This window comes from Streptomyces catenulae, assembly GCF_000718015.1.
GTDB classification, from domain to species: domain Bacteria; phylum Actinomycetota; class Actinomycetes; order Streptomycetales; family Streptomycetaceae; genus Streptomyces; species Streptomyces catenulae.
Genome location: NZ_JODY01000018.1, coordinates 58730 through 76065, shown reverse-complemented (window position 1 = coordinate 76065; position 17336 = coordinate 58730). Strand labels below are relative to the sequence as shown.

Annotated in this window: 18 protein-coding genes; 12 read left to right on the top strand and 6 right to left on the bottom strand. The window is 73.2% G+C overall.

Going from position 1 to position 17336, the window contains the following annotated elements; genetic code table 11:
- The first annotated feature begins 4 nt into the window (after positions 1 to 4).
- Positions 5 to 1480 carry an aldehyde dehydrogenase family protein gene (locus IF23_RS0117595; protein ID WP_030284717.1) on the top strand — a complete coding sequence of 492 codons (1476 nt, stop codon included), beginning with the start codon at positions 5 to 7 and terminating at the stop codon, positions 1478 to 1480.
- The gene (locus tag IF23_RS0117590; RefSeq protein WP_030284716.1) at positions 1473 to 2333 is read left to right on the top strand and encodes an aldehyde dehydrogenase family protein; all 861 of its coding nucleotides are present in this window, start codon (positions 1473 to 1475) and stop codon (positions 2331 to 2333) included. Before IF23_RS0117595 ends, IF23_RS0117590 begins: the two co-directional genes overlap by 8 nt.
- A 76-nt stretch (positions 2334 to 2409) precedes the next feature.
- On the opposite strand, the gene IF23_RS0117585 is transcribed toward IF23_RS0117590, so the two are convergent.
- Positions 2410 to 2796 (bottom strand): hypothetical protein, encoded by a 387-nt coding sequence (locus IF23_RS0117585; RefSeq protein WP_030284713.1) that lies wholly within the window; start codon positions 2794 to 2796, stop codon positions 2410 to 2412.
- A 242-nt stretch (positions 2797 to 3038) separates the two neighbouring features.
- Between IF23_RS0117585 and IF23_RS0117580 the strand changes: the two genes are divergently transcribed.
- Both IF23_RS0117580 and IF23_RS0117575 read left to right on the top strand, forming a co-directional pair.
- Positions 3039 to 3752 carry a nucleoside/nucleotide kinase family protein gene (locus tag IF23_RS0117580; RefSeq protein WP_051739665.1) on the top strand — a complete coding sequence of 238 codons (714 nt, stop codon included), beginning with the start codon at positions 3039 to 3041 and terminating at the stop codon, positions 3750 to 3752.
- Positions 3753 to 3807: 55 nt separating this feature from the next.
- Complete coding sequence (locus IF23_RS0117575; protein ID WP_030284710.1) at positions 3808 to 4281, top strand: OsmC family protein; 474 nt, start codon at positions 3808 to 3810, stop codon at positions 4279 to 4281.
- 331 nt (positions 4282 to 4612) lie between these two features.
- On the opposite strand, the gene IF23_RS0117570 is transcribed toward IF23_RS0117575, so the two are convergent.
- Positions 4613 to 5371 carry a SigE family RNA polymerase sigma factor gene (locus IF23_RS0117570; RefSeq protein ID WP_030284708.1) on the bottom strand — a complete coding sequence of 253 codons (759 nt, stop codon included), beginning with the start codon at positions 5369 to 5371 and terminating at the stop codon, positions 4613 to 4615.
- Between the two features lie 289 nt (positions 5372 to 5660).
- On the opposite strand from IF23_RS0117570, the gene afsQ1 reads away from it, so the two are divergent.
- From afsQ1 to IF23_RS0117545, 5 genes are all read left to right on the top strand, one after another.
- Positions 5661 to 6338, top strand: a complete 678-nt coding sequence (gene afsQ1, locus IF23_RS0117565; RefSeq protein WP_211266165.1) for a two-component system response regulator AfsQ1 — start codon at positions 5661 to 5663, stop codon at positions 6336 to 6338.
- Positions 6236 to 8023 (top strand): ATP-binding protein, encoded by a 1788-nt coding sequence (locus IF23_RS0117560; protein ID WP_037678509.1) that lies wholly within the window; start codon positions 6236 to 6238, stop codon positions 8021 to 8023. The genes afsQ1 and IF23_RS0117560 overlap by 103 nt, the downstream gene beginning before the upstream one ends.
- Complete coding sequence (locus IF23_RS0117555; protein ID WP_030284702.1) at positions 8020 to 8646, top strand: hypothetical protein; 627 nt, start codon at positions 8020 to 8022, stop codon at positions 8644 to 8646. Before IF23_RS0117560 ends, IF23_RS0117555 begins: the two co-directional genes overlap by 4 nt.
- A gap of 124 nt (positions 8647 to 8770) precedes the next feature.
- Positions 8771 to 9283 (top strand): VanZ family protein, encoded by a 513-nt coding sequence (locus tag IF23_RS0117550; RefSeq protein ID WP_211266164.1) that lies wholly within the window; start codon positions 8771 to 8773, stop codon positions 9281 to 9283.
- Between the two features lie 45 nt (positions 9284 to 9328).
- Positions 9329 to 9535 (top strand): PspC domain-containing protein, encoded by a 207-nt coding sequence (locus IF23_RS0117545; RefSeq protein ID WP_030284698.1) that lies wholly within the window; start codon positions 9329 to 9331, stop codon positions 9533 to 9535.
- Between the two features lie 83 nt (positions 9536 to 9618).
- On the opposite strand, the gene IF23_RS33560 is transcribed toward IF23_RS0117545, so the two are convergent.
- Both IF23_RS33560 and IF23_RS0117535 read right to left on the bottom strand, forming a co-directional pair.
- Positions 9619 to 9897 carry a hypothetical protein gene (locus IF23_RS33560; protein ID WP_030284696.1) on the bottom strand — a complete coding sequence of 93 codons (279 nt, stop codon included), beginning with the start codon at positions 9895 to 9897 and terminating at the stop codon, positions 9619 to 9621.
- A gap of 170 nt (positions 9898 to 10067) precedes the next feature.
- On the bottom strand, positions 10068 to 11204 hold the full coding sequence (locus tag IF23_RS0117535) for an adenosine deaminase (RefSeq protein WP_030284694.1): 1137 nt from the start codon (positions 11202 to 11204) through the stop codon (positions 10068 to 10070).
- Positions 11205 to 11307: 103 nt separating this feature from the next.
- Between IF23_RS0117535 and IF23_RS0117530 the strand changes: the two genes are divergently transcribed.
- Positions 11308 to 12201, top strand: a complete 894-nt coding sequence (locus IF23_RS0117530) for an alpha/beta hydrolase family protein (protein WP_030284692.1) — start codon at positions 11308 to 11310, stop codon at positions 12199 to 12201.
- Positions 12202 to 12246: 45 nt separating this feature from the next.
- Here the strand turns inward: IF23_RS0117530 and IF23_RS0117525 are convergent, their stop codons facing one another.
- The gene (locus IF23_RS0117525; protein ID WP_245655012.1) at positions 12247 to 13350 is read right to left on the bottom strand and encodes a LysR family transcriptional regulator; all 1104 of its coding nucleotides are present in this window, start codon (positions 13348 to 13350) and stop codon (positions 12247 to 12249) included.
- 152 nt (positions 13351 to 13502) lie between these two features.
- On the opposite strand from IF23_RS0117525, the gene IF23_RS0117520 reads away from it, so the two are divergent.
- Positions 13503 to 14822, top strand: coding sequence for an MFS transporter (locus tag IF23_RS0117520; protein ID WP_030284688.1), 1320 nt, complete (start codon positions 13503 to 13505; stop codon positions 14820 to 14822).
- Between the two features lie 71 nt (positions 14823 to 14893).
- Here IF23_RS0117520 and IF23_RS0117515 read toward each other — a convergent pair whose 3' ends face one another.
- Positions 14894 to 15487, bottom strand: coding sequence for a Uma2 family endonuclease (locus IF23_RS0117515; protein ID WP_030284686.1), 594 nt, complete (start codon positions 15485 to 15487; stop codon positions 14894 to 14896).
- Positions 15488 to 15861: 374 nt separating this feature from the next.
- On the opposite strand from IF23_RS0117515, the gene IF23_RS0117510 reads away from it, so the two are divergent.
- Positions 15862 to 17277: an aminotransferase class V-fold PLP-dependent enzyme gene (locus IF23_RS0117510; RefSeq protein WP_051739663.1), complete on the top strand. Its 1416-nt coding sequence runs from the start codon at positions 15862 to 15864 to the stop codon at positions 17275 to 17277.
- Positions 17278 to 17336: the final 59 nt, after the last annotated feature.

Sequence of the window (17336 nt, the reverse complement as noted above, 5' to 3'; positions counted from 1 at the left end):
TCCCATGACTTTCGACGCATCCACCCCCTTCACCTACGCCCCGGCGCCCGAGTCCCGTGCGGTGGTCGACATCGCGCCGTCGTACGGACTCTTCATCGACGGAGAGTTCGCCCCGGCGGCGGGCGGCAAGGTCTTCAAGACCGTCTCCCCGGCGACCGAGGAGGTGCTGTCCGAGGTCGCGCAGGCGGAGACCGCCGACGTCGACCGCGCCGTCGCCGCCGCCCGTAAGGCGTTCGTGACGTGGTCCGCGCTGCCCGGTGCCGAGCGGGCCAAGTACCTCTTCCGGATCGCCCGGATCATCCAGGAGCGCTCGCGGGAGCTGGCCGTCCTGGAGACGCTGGACAACGGCAAGCCGATCCGTGAGTCGCGCGACGCGGACCTGCCGCAGGTCGCCGCGCATTTCTTCTACTACGCCGGTTGGGCCGACAAGCTGGAGCACGCGGGCTACGGCCCGAACCCGCGCCCGCTGGGCGTCGCCGGGCAGGTCATCCCGTGGAACTTCCCGCTGCTGATGCTGGCGTGGAAGGTCGCCCCGGCGCTGGCCACCGGCAACACCGTGGTGCTGAAGCCCGCCGAGACGACGCCGCTGTCGGCGCTGTTCTTCGCGGACATCTGCCGTCAGGCGGGGCTGCCGAAGGGTATCGTCAACATCCTGACCGGTGACGGTTCCACGGGCGCCGCGCTGGTCGCGCACCCGGACGTGAACAAGGTCGCGTTCACCGGCTCCACCGAGGTCGGCAAGGCCATCGCGCGGACGGTCGCCGGGACCGACAAGAAGGTCACGCTGGAGCTGGGCGGCAAGGCGGCGAACATCGTCTTCGACGACGCCCCGCTCGACCAGGCGGTCGAGGGCGTGGTCAACGGCATCTTCTTCAACCAGGGCCATGTCTGCTGCGCCGGTTCGCGGCTGCTGCTCCAGGAGTCCGTCGCGGACGAGTTCCTGACCGCGCTCAAGCGCCGGATGCGGACGCTGCGGGTCGGCGACCCGCTGGACAAGAACACCGACATCGGCGCGATCAACTCCGCCGAGCAGCTGGCCCGGATCACCGCGCTCGCCGACGCCGGTGAGGCCGAGGGCGCCGAGCGCTGGTCCCCGGAGTGCGCGCTCCCCGAGTCCGGCTACTGGTTCGCCCCGACGCTCTTCACCGGCGTCACCCAGGCACACCGGATCGCCCGCGAGGAGATCTTCGGCCCGGTGCTGTCGGTGCTGACGTTCCGTACGCCGGAGGAGGCCGTCGCCAAGGCCAACAACACGCCGTACGGACTCTCCGCCGGTATCTGGACGGAGAAGGGTTCGCGGATGCTGTGGATGGCGAACAAGCTGCGCGCCGGGGTGGTCTGGTCGAACACCTTCAACAAGTTCGACCCGACGTCGCCGTTCGGCGGCTACAAGGAGTCCGGCCACGGCCGCGAGGGCGGCCGCCACGGTCTGGCGGCGTACCTGACCCCGTCGACCCCGAAGGGCGAGCACCATGGCTGACCGACTCTCCGTCTTCAAGACCTACAAGCTGTACGTCGGGGGGAAGTTCCCCCGGTCCGAGAGCGGGCGGGTGTACGAGGTGACCGACTCCGAGGGCAACTGGCTGGCCCACGCGCCGCTGGCGTCCCGCAAGGACGCGCGGGACGCGGTCGTCGCGGCCCGTAAGGCGTTCGGCGGCTGGTCGGGCGCGACGGCGTACAACCGCGGGCAGATCCTCTACCGCGTCGCGGAGATGCTTCAGGGCCGCCGGGCGCAGTTCACGGCGGAGGTCGCGGCGGCCGAGGGGCTGCCGGAGGCCGAGGCCGCCGCGCAGGTGGACGCGGCCGTGGACCGCTGGGTCTGGTACGCGGGCTGGTCCGACAAGGTCGCCCAGATCGCCGGCAGCGCGAACCCGGTGGCGGGCCCGTACTTCAATCTGTCGTCGCCCGAGCCGACCGGTGTGGTCGCGGTGCTGGCGCCGCAGGAGTCGTCGCTCCTGGGCCTGGTGTCGGTCATCGCCCCGGCGATCGTCACCGGCAACACCGTGGTCGCGGTGGCGTCGGAGCGGGCGCCGCTGCCCGCGCTGTCGCTGGCCGAGGCGCTGGCCACCTCGGATCTGCCCGACGGGGTGGTCAACCTGCTCTCCGGCCGGACCGCGGAGCTGGGCGCGCCGCTCGCCGCCCATCAGGACGTCAACGCCCTCGATCTGGCGGGCGCGGACGCGGAGTCGGCGGCGGAGCTGGAGGCCGCGGCGGCGGACAACCTCAAGCGGGTGCGCCGCCCGGCGCCGGTCGACTGGTCGGCCGACCCCGGCACCGGCCGTCTCCTCTCCTTCCTGGAGACGAAGACGGTGTGGCACCCGATGGGCGTCTGACACCCGGCGGCCTCCCGGCACGGTACGGGCCCCGATCCTCCGCGGATCGGGGCCCGTTCGGCGTTCGAACCCGGCTCTACGGCAGGAGGCGGGTGACCGGGCCGACCAGCGGCAGGTCCTGGAGGGCGCCGCCCTTGGTGAGCGGGTCGGTCGCCAGCTGGGTGCCGACCGGCTTGAAGTCGGCGATCTGGGTGCCGACGGCGTTGGCGAGCGGGTCGACGGAGGTGTTGGCCAGCGGGTCGAGCTGGAGGCTCTTGACCGGTCCGGTGGCCCCGGCCAGGGAGTTGGTCAGCGCGCCGGTGAGCGCGGAGGCGGTGGCGCCGGTGTCGGTGGACGTCACCGGCGCCGCGTTCGCCGCGCCGCCGCCCGCCACGAGCGCGGCCCCGGCCGCGGAGACCGCGAGCGAGGCCCGCAGGAGCGTACGGGGGAGCCGAGCGGGCTTGGGACGTGCGTGTGAGGCCATGCGCTGCCACCTGCCTGTGGGGGAAGGCGCCCGACGGGGAACCTTCCACGGGAGAGGGAACCATTGGTAATCGTTTGACCGCACAGCGTAGTTGATGGGCCGCCGGTCGTTCCAGTTCACGGCGGGGCGGCGGGGCAGCCGCCCGGCCCGCCACGACGGCGCGCCGCCCGGACCAGGCACGACACCATCGGTTCCGCCCCAGGGGGTGGCCCGGCGGGCCTCATACCGGAGAATGGGCTCCCGTGAGCTTTCCGTCCGCCGCCCGGCGCCCCGCCGCCCGCGTCCTGCTGCTGACCGGTCCCTCCGGGTCCGGCAAGTCCTCCCTCGCCGCCCGTACGGGCCTGCCGGTGCTCCGGCTCGACGACTTCTACAAGGAGGGCACCGACCCGACGCTGCCGCAGCTGCCCGACGGCGGCGGCGCGGACTGGGACTCCCCGCTCTCCTGGGACGCGGACGCCGCGGTCGCCGCCGTCACCGCGCTCTGCCACGAGGGCCGCGCGGCCGTCCCGGTCTACGACATCGGGGCCAGCGCCCGCACCGGCGCCGCGGACGTCACGCTGGACGGCGCCGCGCTCTTCGTCGCGGAGGGCATCTTCGCCGCCGAGGTGATCGACCGCTGCCGGGCCGCCGGGCTGCTCGCCGACGCGCTCTGTCTGCGCGGACGGCCCACCACCACCTTCCGCCGACGGCTGCTGCGCGATGTGCGCGAGAGCCGTAAGCCGGTGCCGTACCTGATACGCCGCGGGCTGCGGCTGCTGCGCAGCGAACGCTCCGTGGTGGCGCGGCAGACGGCGCTCGGCGCCCATCCGTGCGCCCGGCCCGAGGCGCTGGCCCGGATAGCGGCGGCGCGGGCGGCGGAGCCGGGCGGTGCGGTGCCCGGGGCGGCGGATTCCCCGGAGGGCGCGGGTCTGTCCTGTCCGGGCGGCGGGCCGGAAGTGACGCACGTAGGCTCCTGAGCCCCGGCGGCCGGATCCGGCGGCCGGACCGTGTACGGCGTCTCAGGAGGACGTTATGCCGAAGGCCAGGGAACACACCTACCGCACCCGCGTCGTCTGGACCGGCGATCTGGGGACGGGCACCAGCGGCTACCGCGACTACGACCGCGGGCACGAGGTGAGTTCCGAGGGCCCGCCGCCGCTCCTCGGCACCGCCGATCCGGCGTTCCTGGGCTCCGCCGAGGCGTGGAACCCGGAACAGCTGCTGCTCGCCTCGCTGGCGCAGTGCCACATGCTGACCTATCTGGCGCTCTGCTCCCTGAACGGGGTGGCGGTCACCGGCTACGAGGATCTCTCCGGCGCCACGATGACGGAGGACGGCGCCGGGGGCGGCGCGTTCACGGAGGCGGTGCTGCGCCCGCGGGTGCGGGTGGCGTCGGCGGCCGTGCGCGAGCGGGCGCTCGCCCTCCACGAGGAGGCCCACCGCAAGTGCTTCATCGCCAACTCCGTGACGTTCCCGGTCCGGTGCGAGCCGACGGTCGAGGTGTAGGCGGGGGCGGGAGCGGGACGGTAAGGGCTTCTGTCGCCTATGCCACCTAGGGGCCCTGTCACCTAGAGGTCCTGCCCGTCGGGGCCGACCGGCGCCGGGCACGGAACGACGGAGCGGGTTCGGACAGCCCCCCCGGCAGTCCGAACCCGCTCCGTCTTCCCCCGTGCTCCCCCGTATTCCCCCGTGTTTCCCCCGTTTTCCCCTTGTTCGCGGACGCGTCCCGGGTACGTCCGGCCGTCGCGGAGTGCTCCGCTCGGGCCGGTTTCCCCCGTATCCCCCGTTTCCGGGACGTGTCCGCAGCCCCTTCTCCCCTCGGGCTTCTCCCCGTCCTTCAGGCCACCAGCTCGCCGAAGGACTCCTCCTCGTCACGGCCGAAGCTGAGGACCTCGTCCTCCCGCAGCCGGCGCAGCGAGCGCCAGATGCTGGACTTGACCGTGCCGACACTGATGTTGAGGATGTCCGCGATCTCCGGGTCGGTGCGGCCCTCGTAGTAGCGCAGGACCAGCATCGTGCGCTGCGGCTCGGGGAGCCGGGCCAGCGCCTGCCAGAGCACCGCACGCAGTTCCGTGCCGCGCATCGCGTCCACGTCGCCCGCCGTCTCCGGCAGTTCCTCGGTGGGGTATTCGTTCAGCTTGCGGCGGCGCCACGCGCTGATGTGCAGGTTCGTCATGGTGCGCCGCAGATAGCCGCCGAGCGCCGCCTTGTCGCTGATCCGGTCCCAGGCGCGGTAGGTCGAGAACAGTGCGCTCTGCAGCAGGTCCTCGGCCTCGTAGCGGTCGCCGGTCAGGTGGTAGGCGGTGGCGTAGAGCGCGGCGCGGCGCTCCTGCACGTAGGCGGTGAAGTCGGCGTCGGAGGCGGCGGACGCAGTGGTCGCCGCGGGCGCCGTGGTCCCGGTGGGCTCCGGGGCCGTTTCGGCGGGTGCCGGGCCGTTCACCGTGGCGTCGACGGCGATCCGGTACGGCTGCCGCTGCCGTCCGGTGCCGCGGAAGCACCCCCGCCCTCCCGCAGCACCGGACTTCTCGGAGGCCCGTGCGACGTCGTGGAGACGCGTGACCACCGCGCTGGTGCTCTTGGCGTGCTTGGTGTTCATCTCGCGCCCCCCGTCGGTAGAGCCTGGTTCGTCGGACTGTCCCGGTCGGTGTCCCTCCCGGTGCCAAGAACCCTGCCAACCCAGTTTCATCGCGTTGTCCGTCGACTGTCACAGCCGTGTCACAGGGGTCCGCGACATGCTCGATGTGCACGTCACAGCGGTGGGAGATGTGCCTCGGGGGGTCTTTTGGGCCCTTCGTGGAGCGGTCCGCGGCGCCCGGGGAACAGGTCGGTGTTCCACGCCACCGGTCGGTCGATGCGGCGGGGGGCCATGGGCCAGAATGGCGGGCGTGCCTTTCCTGTTGCTGATCGAGGACGACGACGCCATCCGCACGGCTCTCGAACTCTCCCTGTCGCGCCAAGGTCACCGTGTGGTGACCGCGGCGTCGGGCGAGGACGGCCTCCAGCTGCTGCGCGAGCAGCGGCCGGATCTGATCGTGCTGGATGTGATGCTGCCGGGCATCGACGGTTTCGAGGTGTGCCGGCGGATCAGGCGTACGGACCAACTGCCCATCATTCTGCTGACCGCGCGCAACGACGACATCGACGTCGTGGTGGGTCTGGAGTCGGGGGCGGACGACTATGTGGTCAAGCCCGTGCAGGGCCGGGTGCTGGACGCCCGGATCCGGGCCGTGCTGCGCCGCGGGGAGCGGGAGTCCAACGACTCGGCGACCTTCGGTTCGCTGATGATCGACCGTTCGGCGATGACGGTCACCAAGAACGGCGAGGACCTCCAGCTGACCCCGACCGAGCTGCGGCTGCTGCTGGAGCTGAGCCGCCGCCCCGGTCAGGCGCTCTCCCGCCAGCAGCTGCTGCGGCTGGTGTGGGAGCACGACTATCTGGGTGACTCGCGGCTGGTGGACGCCTGTGTGCAGCGGCTGCGCGCCAAGGTCGAGGACGTCCCGTCGTCGCCGACGCTGATCCGTACGGTCCGCGGGGTCGGCTACCGGCTGGACACCCCGCAGTGACGGACGGCTCCCCCGGGGCGGACGACCGCGCCGGGCGGCTGCCGCGGTTCCGGCGCCGGGCGGCGGGGCTGCTGCGGTGGACGAGCCTGCGGATGCGGCTGGTGTTCGTCTTCGCGCTGGTCGCGCTGACGGCGGCGGTCTCCGCGTCCGGGATCGCGTACTGGCTCAACCGCAACACCGTGCTGGAGCGCACCCAGAACGCGGTGCTCAAGGACTTCCGTACGGCGCTGGGTGAGCGGGCCGGGGCGCTGCCGGTGCAGCCGCGGTGCGGGGAGTTGCAGGACGCGGCGCAGCAGATGGCGGGCGGGCCGCAGAACTACGCGGTGTTGCTGATCGGCACGGACTCCGAGGGCAAGGAGTGTGTGGCCGCCACCGACCGGAAGCTGCTGACGCCGCAGAGCGTGCCGCGGTCGCTGCGGACGGCGGTGGACACCGCGCGTCCGGTCGACGACGCCAACCGCTTCTCGCACCATCTGTACTGGCAGCGCAAGGAAGTCGGGGACGTGCCGTATCTGGTCGCCGGGGCGAAGGTGACCGGCGGCGGGCCGACCGGTTATCTGATGAAGTCGCTGGCGACGGAGCGGCAGGACCTCAACTCGCTGGCCTGGTCGCTGGGGATCGCGACGGCGCTGGCGCTGGTCGGCTCGGCGCTGCTGGCGCAGGCGGCGGCGACGATGGTGCTCCGTCCGGTGCAGCGGCTCGGTCATGCGGCGCGGCAGCTGGGCGAGGGGCGGCTGGAGACCCGGCTGCGGGTGACCGGCACCGATGAACTGGCCGACCTTTCGCGGACGTTCAACCGTACGGCGGAGCAGGTCGAGCAGCGGGTGGAGGAGCTGAGCGCGCGGGAGGCGGCGTCGCGGCGGTTCGTCGCGGACATGTCGCACGAGCTGCGGACGCCGCTGACGGCGATCACCGCGGTCTCGGAGGTCCTGGAGGAGGAGGCCGACTCCCTGGACCCGATGATCGAGCCCGCGGTGCGGCTGGTGGTCAGCGAGACCCGGCGGCTGAACGACCTGGTGGAGAACCTGATGGAGGTGACCCGTTTCGACGCGGGCACCGCCCGGCTGGTGCTGGACGACGTCGATGTCGCGGACCAGGTGACGGCGTGCATCGACGCGCGGGCGTGGCTGGACGCGGTGGAGCTGGACGCCGACCGCGGCATCGTCGCCCGCCTCGACCCGCGCCGCCTCGACGTCGTCCTCGCCAACCTCATCGGCAACGCCCTCAAGCACGGCGGTTCGCCGGTGCGGGTGTCGATCCGTACGGAGGACGCCGCGGGGACCGAGCACCGGTGTCCGCCCGGCGCGGTCCGCACGGGCAGCAGCGCGGCGCCGTCCGGTGCGGAGGCGGCGGACGGCCCGGCGCCCGGTGGCACCCTGCTCATCCGGGTGCGCGACCACGGGCCGGGCATCCCCGAGGAGGTCCTGCCGCACGTCTTCGACCGCTTCTACAAGGCGAGCGCCTCCCGCCCGCGCTCCGACGGCAGCGGTCTGGGGCTGTCGATCGCCCTGGAGAACGCGCACATCCACGGCGGCGAGATCACCGCGGCCAATCTCCCCGAGGGCGGTGCGGTCTTCACGCTGCGGCTGCCGATGGACGCCTCCCGGCTGACCGGTGAGGAGCGCGCGGAGGACGGCGGCGCCTCCCGTGCGGACGGCGGCGGCGACGCGGAGGGCGGTCGGTGAGCCGGAACGGACGGCTGCGGCGTGCCGCGGCCGGTGCGCTGGGCGCCGTCGCGGCCCTGGCGCTGGCCGGTTGCGGGGTGCGCGGGACGACGGTGCCGGTGGACGCCGGTGGGGCGCCGTCGCGGATCAGCTGTGAGGTGCGGGAGCCGGGCGCGGCGGCGCGGGCGCCCGGTCGGATACCGGCCACGGTGTATCTGGTGTGCAGCGGGACGCTGGTCCCGGTGACCCGTACGGTGGCGCACACCGCGGAGCGGCCCGCCGCGGCGGCGCAGCTGCGGGCGGCGCGGGTGCTGCTCGGGGAGTTGCGGCGTCCGCCGTCCGCGCGGGAGGAGGAGGCCGGTTTCGCGTCCGCCGTGCCGGAGGATCTGACGATCGCCCCGGCGCGGCCGGGCGATCCCCGGGACACCCTGCGGCTGAGCGTTCCGCCGGACGCCCTGCCGTCCTTCGCGCTGGCCCAGCTCGCCTGCACCTTCGGGGACTCCCGGGTGCTCGGCCACCACCGGGCGGCGGTGCTCGGCGGGCCGGACGACAGCGAGCCGCACCGCTACGCCTGTACGGCGGATGTCCGGGCCCATCCGGACGCCGGGCGGGACACGGTCGAGGAGACGCCGATCGTGCCGTAGCGCGGGAGGGGTGGGATTCCGGCCACCTTGCCCGACTCGGGTGGATGCGGGCGGAACCGCGGCCGCCGTTCGCGGCGTCCTGGGCTGTGTGCAGCCTGGCCCCGGCGTTTTCGCCACCTTCCGTATGCGCGCCACCGGACGGCTCCTCCTCGTGGTGCATCTGCTGGTCGTCGGCCGTCTGATGCTGTGGCCCCGGAAGGTGCCCTGGGTCCCGGAGGCCAATCTCGAACCGCTGGCGACGATCGGTGCCGCGCTGGCCCGCGGCCCGTGGGCGGCGCTGTGCGGGATCGGCGTCCCGCTGCTGATGCTGGCGCCGCTGGGTGTGCTGCTGCCGCTCGCCGGGGGCCGCCTGAACGTTTCCCCGGTGCTGTCGCTGCTGCGTACGGTGGGTGCGGGCGGGCTGCTGGCGCTGATTCTCCAGGGGTTGCAGGGGTCGGTGCCGGGCCGGGTGGCGGACATCGACACGCTGCTGCTGAACGTCCTGGGGCTGGCGCTGGCGCATCTCGCCGTCGTCCCGCGGGCCCGGGCGCGGCTCCGCCGCCGGGCGGAGGATCTCAGGGGTCCGACCCCGAAAATCACCAGGGTCGGCCCCCTTCCGAAGGCTGATGTCCTCTCCGCGTCGCGTACCTACCTTTGAGATGTCGGGGCGATCGCCCCGCACCGTCGAGAAGGAGTAGCCCTCATGGCCGCCGCACTGGTCCGCCCCCGCAACAACCGCATGATCGCCGGAGTCTGCGCGGGCCTGGCCCGTCGCTTCGGTACGACGCCGACGACGATGCGCGTGATCTTCGTCCTCTCCTGTCTGCTCCCCGGCCCCCAGTTCCTCGTCTATCTGGCGCTGTGGCTGCTGCTGCCGTCCGAGTCGCAGGGCGCGGCCTCCGCCTGGTGAGCCGCGCCGCCCGGGCCCTGACACGGCGGTGCCCCGGTCCGTACGGGGGTGACGGACCGGGGCACGGGCGGCGTGGGCCGGGATCAGCCGCCGAGGGGGAGCGCCTTGCCGAGGGCGGCGGTGGGCAGGCCGCCCAGGAGGTGGTTGCCCTTGGCGTTGGGGGCGGTCCGGATGTCGCCGGTGGCCGAGCGGGCGCTCTTGGAGACGCCGGAGACGGTGTCGGCCGTCTGCTTCACGGGCAGCTTGTGGAGCGCGCCGCCGAGCTGACCGACGTCGATCGCGGAGGCGGAGCCCGCGGCGGTGGCGGTGAAGGCCATGCCGAGGAGGGCGGTGCCGAGCGTCTTGAGGGTTGCCTGCTTCATCGCGATTACGTCCTTGTGAGGAGGGGAGGAGTCGACCGGCAACGCAACGTAGTGAGCCACCCGTGGTGCCGCAAACATCCCCGGGGACGCGGAAACGGCCGGTGCGCACCGCCCCGGCCGCCTCGCCCGCTCCCCCGTCCGGTGGCTCACGCCGCCTCAGAAGCCGTGTCTCAGACGGAAGTTGGCGCCGCCTTCGGGAAGAGCCACTCCGCGCGCAGCTCCGCGTAGCCCGGCTTGATGACGTCGTTGATCATGGCGAGACGTTCATCGAAAGGAATGAATGCTGATTTCATCGCATTGACCGTGAACCACTGCATGTCGTCGAGGGTGTAGCGGAACGTCCGCACCAGGTGCTCGAACTCCCGGGACATGGTGGTGCCGCTCATCAGCCGGTTGTCGGTGTTGACGGTGAGCCGGAACTGCAGCCGCCGCAGCAGCCCGATCGGGTGCTCCGCGTACGAAGGGGCGGCGCCGGTCTGGAGGTTGGAGCTGGGGCACATCTCCAGCGGGATGCGCTTGTCGCGGACGTACGAGGCGAGTCGGCCCAGGGTGATGGTGCCGTCGTCGCCGACCTGGATGTCGTCGATGATCCGCACGCCGTGGCCGAGCCGGTCGGCGCCGCACCACTGGAGCGCCTGCCAGATCGACGGCAGCCCGAACGCCTCGCCCGCGTGGATGGTGAAGTGGTTGTTCTCGCGCTTGAGGTACTCGAAGGCGTCGAGGTGGCGGGTGGGCGGGTAGCCCGCCTCGGCGCCCGCGATGTCGAAGCCGACGACGCCCAGATCGCGGTAGCGGTTGGCGAGTTCGGCGATCTCCAGGGCGCGGGCGGCGTGCCGCATCGCGGTGAGGAGCGCGCCGACGCGGATGCGGTGACCGGCCGCGCGGGCCCGCCGTTCGCCCTCGCGGAAGCCGTCGTTGACCGCCTCGACGACCTCTTCGAGGCTGAGCCCGCCCTCCAGGTGCTGCTCGGGGGCGTAGCGGATCTCGGCGTAGACGACGCCGTCGGCGGCGAGGTCCTCGGCGCACTCGGCGGCGACCCGGGTCAGCGCCTCGCGGGTCTGCATGACGGCGCAGGTGTGCGCGAAGGTCTCCAGATAACGCTCCAGCGAACCGGAGTCGGCCGCCTCGCGGAACCAGGTGCCGAGTTTCTCCGGGTCGCTCTCGGGCAGTCCGGCGTAGCCGCGGGCGTGGGCGAGTTCGACGATGGTGCCGGGGCGCAGTCCGCCGTCGAGGTGATCGTGGAGCAGCACCTTCGGTGCGCGCCGGATCTGGTCACTGGTCGGGAGGGTGCTGGTCTCGCTCGTCATTGCGGCACTGTAGCGCCTACGCGCGTAGAACTCACCGAACGATACGGAACGGTGACCCATCTGCGGGGTGGCCCCCTCGCCACGATCTGCCATCGTTCTGGTCATGGCTCAGCAAGCACTGCCGGCGCGCGACGCCCGGCTGGGAAAACCGCTGGGAGCGTCCGGTGACGAGGGGGCCCGCGCCGCGCTGCGCAGCGGTGCGGGCAGGTCCGGGCGTTCGGTGAGCGGGGTGGCGCTGTTACTGCCGGACGGCTCCCCGGACGGCACGGGACGTCCGTCGCCGCTGTCGGCGCTCGCGGTCCGGCCGCTCGCCGGGCGGCTGGCCCGCGCGGGGCGCGCCGAGGGGCTCACCGCCCATGTGGTGCGCTACCGCCACCGCGGCTGGAACGGCGGCGCGGCGGATCCGGCGCGGGACGCCGCCTGGGCGGTGGCGGAGGTCGTCCGCCGCTACGGTGACGTGCCCGTCTGCCTGGTCGGCGCGGGGATGGGGGCGCGGGCGGCGCTGCACGCGGCGGGCCATCCGGCCGTCGGCGCGGTGCTGGGGCTGGCGCCGTGGTTCCCGGAACCGGACGCGGACGGCGGCTCCGCGGACGCCGCGGACGGGACCGGTCCGGAGGGCGCGGAGGCGTCCGAGGCGGAGGCGCCCGGGGACGGTCCGGCGCGCCGGGCGGCCGATCCGGTCAAGCAACTCGTGGGCCGTCACGTCCTGTTGGTCCACGGCACGAACGACCGCCGCACCGATCCCGAGCTGTCGTACCGGTACGCCGAGCGGGCCAAGAAGATCAATCGGGACACCTGCCGGTTCGAGGTGCACTCCGACGGCCATGCGCTGCTCCAGCACCGTTCCGAGGTCCATGCGCTGGCCGTCGACTTCCTGCTCGGCGCGCTCTTCGCGCAGGACTTCGCCCGCCCGGTGCAGGACGCGATGGCCGCGCCGCCGCCGCTGGGGCTGCGGATGCCGCTGGCCGCCGGGTTCGGGGCGTCGCTGCGGCGGTAGCGGCCGGACGCCCCGACTCTTCCCGTTCTCAGGAGGGTCGGCGGGTCACCGCAGCAGCAGTCCGCGGCGGCTGAGCAGGAACTTCTTGAAGGCGGCGACCGGCGGGGTGTCCGGATGGCCGTCGAGCCAGGCGACGCCGATCTCGCGGACCGCCCGGGGCGCGGTGACGGTCAGCTCGGCGACGCCGGGGCGGGGCACCGCGGGCGGCGGCAGCAGCGCCACCCCGAGCCCGGCGGCGACCAGCCCGCGCAGCGTCTCCGCCTCCTCCCCCTCGAACGCGATCCGCGGCGCGAACCCCGCCTCGGCGCAGAGCGCGTCGGTGATCCGGCGCAGCCCGTAGCCCGGCTCCAGGGTGACGAAGAGTTCGTTCGCCGCCTCGGCCAGCCGGATCCGCTTGCGGACGGCGAGCGGGTGGTCGTCGGGGACGACGAGCCGCAGCTTCTGTTCGTCGAGGCGGCGGGCGACGAGGTCCGGGTAGTCGGGCACCGGCGAGGTCAGACAGAGGTCGAGGTCGCCCACGCGCAGCCGCTCGATCATCGCCTCGCCGTGGTTCTGGACGAGCTGGAAGCGGACCCGGGGGTGGTCGGCGCGGAAGGTGCGCAGCAGCCCGGGGACGGTCTCGGAGCCGAGGGTGTGGAGGAAGCCGAAGGCGACCTTTCCGGCGGCGGGGTCGGCGTCGGCGCGGACGTCCTCGGTGGCGCGGTCCAGATCGGCGAGCGTCTTCTCCGCCTGGTCGCGGAAGGCGCGGCCCGCCGGGGTGAGCGAGAGGGTGCGCCCGTGGCGGGCGAAGAGCGCGACGCCCAACTCGTCCTCCAGCCGCACCAGCGCCCGGCTGAGCGTCGGCTGCGGCATCCCCAGCTCCTGTGCGGCGCGGGTGACGTGCTCGTACCGGGCGACCGCGGTGAACTGCGCGAGGCGGGGCGCGAGCGCGAGGGCCCACGAGCCGTCGCCGACGTCGACGCCGTCGGGCGCCTCGGCGGGGACGCGGGAGGCGCCGGGCGCACCGGCGGTCGGGGCGGCGGCCCGGGATCCGCCGTCGGACGGACGGCCCGGGGCCCGCCGCCCGGTGGCCCGGTGTGCCGCGCCGGACGTCCGCCCGGACCCGGCGCCCGCTCCCCCGGTCCGCCCCCGTGCCTGCTCCTTCGCCACCGTCCGGCCTCCTTCCGCCGCCCGCCCAGCATGTCTTTTCTGTTGCGAAGCGGTGACACAGCCCTCGCTGAGCTGCTGTCATACGTCATCACATCGATTATGGCGTTTCCATGCATTGGACGCATAAAACGCGGACGGCCTACGTTCGCACCATGCCTCCCGCTGATACCGGGGCGACCGCCACCACCCGTGCGGTCGCCTCTCCCCTGCCGTCCCCCGACTCCTCCTCCGTGGCCGCCGCCGTCGACCCCGACGCGGCCAAGCTGCACCCGGGCGGCCCCGGCTACCGCCGGATGAGCTTCGCCCTCTTCGCCGCGGGGCTCGCCACCTTCGCACTGCTGTACTCGACGCAGGCGCTGCTCCCCGCGATCTCCGCGTCCCTGCACGTCTCGCCGGACCAGGCGAGCTGGACGGTCTCCGGCGCCACCTTCGGACTGGCCCTCGCGGTGATCCCGCTCAGCGCGGTCTCCGAGCGCTTCGGCCGCCGCACGATGATGACCGCCTCGCTGACCGTCGCCGCGCTGCTCGCCCTGCTCGTCCCGTTCGCCCCCTCGCTGGGCTGGCTGATCGTGCTCCGTGTCGCACAGGGCGTGGCGCTGGCGGGGTTGCCCGCGTCGGCGATGGCGTTCCTCGCGGAGGAGGTCCGTCCGCGGGCGCTGGTCGGTGCGATCGGGCTGTTCGTGGCGGGCAACAGCATCGGCGGGATGTCCGGCCGGATCGTCACCGGCTGGGTCGCCCAGGCGTGGGGCTGGCGGGCGGCGCTCGCCGCGGTCGGGCTGATGGCCGTGGTCTGCGCGGTGGTCTTCCGGGTGCTGGTGCCCCGCGCCCGCCACTTCGCGCCCCGCGCGGTCGGCCCGCGCGCCCTCGCCCGTACCCTCGGCACCCACCTCGCCGACCCGCTGCTGCGGCGGCTGTACGGCATCGGCGCGCTCTTCATGACGGTCTTCGGCGCGGTCTACACGGTGATCGGCTACCGCCTGGTCTCCGAACCCTTCAACCTGCCGCAGGGCATCGTCGGTTCGATCTTCCTGGTCTACCTGGTCGGTACGGTCTCCTCCGCGGCGGCGGGCAAGCTGGTCGGCCGGATGGGCCGCCGCGGTGCGCTCTACCTGGCGGTCGGCACGACGGCGACCGGGCTGCTGCTGACCCTCTCCGACGCGGTCGCCGGGGTGCTGGCCGGGCTGATCCTGATCACCGCCGGTTTCTTCGCCGGGCACGCGGTCGCCTCGTCCTCGGTCAGCCGCGCCGCCAGGACGGCCCGCGCCCAGGCGTCCGCGCTGTACCAGTGCGCGTACTACGCGGGCAGCAGCGTCGGCGGTGCGCTCGGCGCGGTCGCCTTCCACGCGGCGGGCTGGGACGGCACCGTCGTCCTCGGGCTGCTGGCGATGGTCGCCGCCGCCTCGATCACCCTCTACGCCACCCGCAAAGCCCTGGCCGAACAGCGGATCCTGCGCCTCCAGAAGGCCGCGTAACCGCCCCCTGAACCCGGAGGGCCCGCCCCACCACCTGTCCTGGTGGGGCGGGCCCTTCGTCATGGGGCGGATCAGTCGGGCAGAAAGCTGGAGGTGTCGAGGGTGAGGCCGAACGGCTCCGGCAGGTCGAGCGGTTCCCCGAACTTGACCATGCTCAGGGTGCGGTAGACCTCGTTCTTCGGTTCGCCGAAGAGCGTGATGGTCGGCCCGGCCGGAGCCCACCTGTCGATGAGCAGGTAGAGCGGAGCACCCGCCCGCGCATAGCCTGCGGCCTTGCTGATCCGGTCGTGTGCCGCATTCGACCGGGAGGTGATCTCTACGAGGAGTTCACATGCGGCAGCCGGAAGGCAGCCCCCCGAATCGTTCCTGACCAGTTGTTTCGGCGCGATGACCAGGTCCGGGACGTACATCCCCCGCCGCGACGGCACGGCGACGCCGAGCGTCTGGTAGATCCCCCATTCCTTGGGCTTGCCCGCGTACAGGCTCTCGGCCAGCTCATCTGCGATGGCGTTGTGCATGCCGTCCGGCGGCGGTGACACGGTGACGATCCCCTCGATGATCTCCACCTTGCAGCCCTCCGGTGCGTCCGTCTGTTCCCAGATACGGACGGTGTCGTCCCACTCGCGATCATGGTCCGGAGTGTGGTCGACGGTGAGTGCGCTCATGGCGGTCTCCTCTATCGGTACGTCACCGATCCCAGCATGCCGAACCGGGCCTCGCCTCGTCCACAGACACCCTTCACCCGAACGGGAAACCGCAGGTCAGCCGATACGTTCCGGCATTTTCGGCGCGGCGGGCGGCAGGGGCGGCGGACGGGCGGCGGTGGTCTCCGGCGACGGGTGGGGTTCCGGTTCCGGCGGTCGGGCGCCGGTGTGTCGGGGGCGTTCGGGCGCGACCCCCAAATCTCTCCGGGATGACCCCTAATTCCCCTTCTGTGAAGGGTTGTTGAGCCATGAACGGGCGTACTTTGGAAGCGGGCGCAAACCCGTGGATCCGGGCGCTCCGCCCCTTCCTGCCATTTTTCGTTCGAAGAGAGATCATGTCCGATGCCATTGCCCTCTCTGCACCCCCCGCACAGGGCCTCGACGCACTGCGCGCCACCGAATTCGGGTACCTCGACGAGCAGGGCCACCTCTATCTCGACCACGCGGGCGCCGGGCTCCCGGCCCGCAGCAGACTGCGGGAGCACGCCGAGCGGATCACCGGCGGCTGCTTCGGCAACCCGCACTCCGTCAGCCCCGCCTCCGCCGCCTCCACCGCGCTGGTGGAGCGGGCCCGCGCGGCGGTGCTGCGGTATCTGCGGGCCGATCCCGCCGAGTACGCCGTCGTCTTCACCGCCAACGCCACCGGCGCCTGCCGTCTGGTCGGCGAGGCGTTCCCGTTCGCGCCCGGCGGGCGGCTGACGCTGACGCTGGACAACCACAACTCCGTCGTCGGGCTGCGGTCGTTCGCCACCGCGGGCGGCGCCTCCGTTCGGTACATCCCGTTCGCCGGGCGGGAGTTGCGGATGTCCGAGGCGGAGGTGGACCGCGCGCTCGGCGAGGCGGACGCGGACGGCGCGCCCCGGCTGTTCGCCTATCCGGCGCAGAGCAATTTCACCGGCGTACGGCATCCGCTCGACTGGATCGGGCGGGCGCGCGGGCGCGGCTGGCGGGTGCTACTGGACGCCGCCGCCCATCTGCCGACCAACCGCCTCGACCTGAGCCGGGTGCACCCCGACTTCGTGGCGCTGAGCTGGTACAAGGTCTTCGGCTATCCGACCGGGCTCGGCGCGCTCGTCGCCCGGCGGGAGTCGCTGGCGGCGCTGCGGCGGCCGTGGTTCTCCGGCGGTACGGTCCAGGTCGCCAGCGCCCGGGGCGGCTGGCACCGGATGACCGACGACGAGAGCGCCTTCGAGGACGGCACCCTCAACTACCTCAGCATCCCGGACATCGCCACCGGCCTGGAGTGGCTGGAAGCCGTCGGGATCGACGCGGTCCACGACCATGTCACGGCGCTCACCGCCCGCCTCCTGGACGGACTGCGGGCGCTGCGGCACGGCAACGGCGCGCCGATGGTGCGGTTGTTCGGGCCGGAGACCACCCTGATGCGGGGCGGCACCGTCGCCCTGCATCTGCTCGCCCCGGACGGCACGGTCCTCGACGAGCGGGCCGTCGCCCGGGACAGCGCCGCCCGCGGCATCTCGCTCCGTACCGGCTGTTTCTGCAACCCGGGCGCGGGCGAGTCCGCCTTCGGGATACCCCGTGCCGCGCTGGAGGCGGCGGGCCACCGCGGTGCGGACACGGTCGACGACTACGTACGGGCGCTGGGGTTGCCGTTCGGCGGTGCGGTGCGGGTGTCGCTGGGCGCCCCGTCGAACGCGCGCGACGTCCGGGCGTTCCTGGAGTTCGTGACGGAGACGTACCGGGACCGGCCCGCGGACGGGCGGGGGTTGCCGCCCCGGGTGCACTGCTGAGCGCTGAGCGATCCCGCGGGCGGGCCCGGGGCGCGAAGCGGGCCCGGGGGCGCCGACCG

Bases quoted from the DNA above. Each gene is read 5' to 3' on its own strand.
- IF23_RS0117595 (WP_030284717.1), top strand. From the start codon at position 5: ATGACTTTCGACGCATCCACCCCCTTCACCTACGCCCCGGCGCCCGAG.
- IF23_RS0117590 (WP_030284716.1), top strand. From the start codon at position 1,473: ATGGCTGACCGACTCTCCGTCTTCAAGACCTACAAGCTGTACGTCGGG.
- IF23_RS0117585 (WP_030284713.1), bottom strand. From the start codon at position 2,796: ATGGCCTCACACGCACGTCCCAAGCCCGCTCGGCTCCCCCGTACGCTC.
- IF23_RS0117575 (WP_030284710.1), top strand. From the start codon at position 3,808: ATGCCGAAGGCCAGGGAACACACCTACCGCACCCGCGTCGTCTGGACC.
- IF23_RS0117570 (WP_030284708.1), bottom strand. From the start codon at position 5,371: ATGAACACCAAGCACGCCAAGAGCACCAGCGCGGTGGTCACGCGTCTC.
- IF23_RS0117550 (WP_211266164.1), top strand. From the start codon at position 8,771: ATGCGCGCCACCGGACGGCTCCTCCTCGTGGTGCATCTGCTGGTCGTC.
- IF23_RS0117545 (WP_030284698.1), top strand. From the start codon at position 9,329: ATGGCCGCCGCACTGGTCCGCCCCCGCAACAACCGCATGATCGCCGGA.
- IF23_RS33560 (WP_030284696.1), bottom strand. From the start codon at position 9,897: ATGAAGCAGGCAACCCTCAAGACGCTCGGCACCGCCCTCCTCGGCATG.
- IF23_RS0117535 (WP_030284694.1), bottom strand. From the start codon at position 11,204: ATGACGAGCGAGACCAGCACCCTCCCGACCAGTGACCAGATCCGGCGC.
- IF23_RS0117530 (WP_030284692.1), top strand. From the start codon at position 11,308: ATGGCTCAGCAAGCACTGCCGGCGCGCGACGCCCGGCTGGGAAAACCG.
- IF23_RS0117520 (WP_030284688.1), top strand. From the start codon at position 13,503: ATGCCTCCCGCTGATACCGGGGCGACCGCCACCACCCGTGCGGTCGCC.
- IF23_RS0117515 (WP_030284686.1), bottom strand. From the start codon at position 15,487: ATGAGCGCACTCACCGTCGACCACACTCCGGACCATGATCGCGAGTGG.
- IF23_RS0117510 (WP_051739663.1), top strand. From the start codon at position 15,862: ATGTCCGATGCCATTGCCCTCTCTGCACCCCCCGCACAGGGCCTCGAC.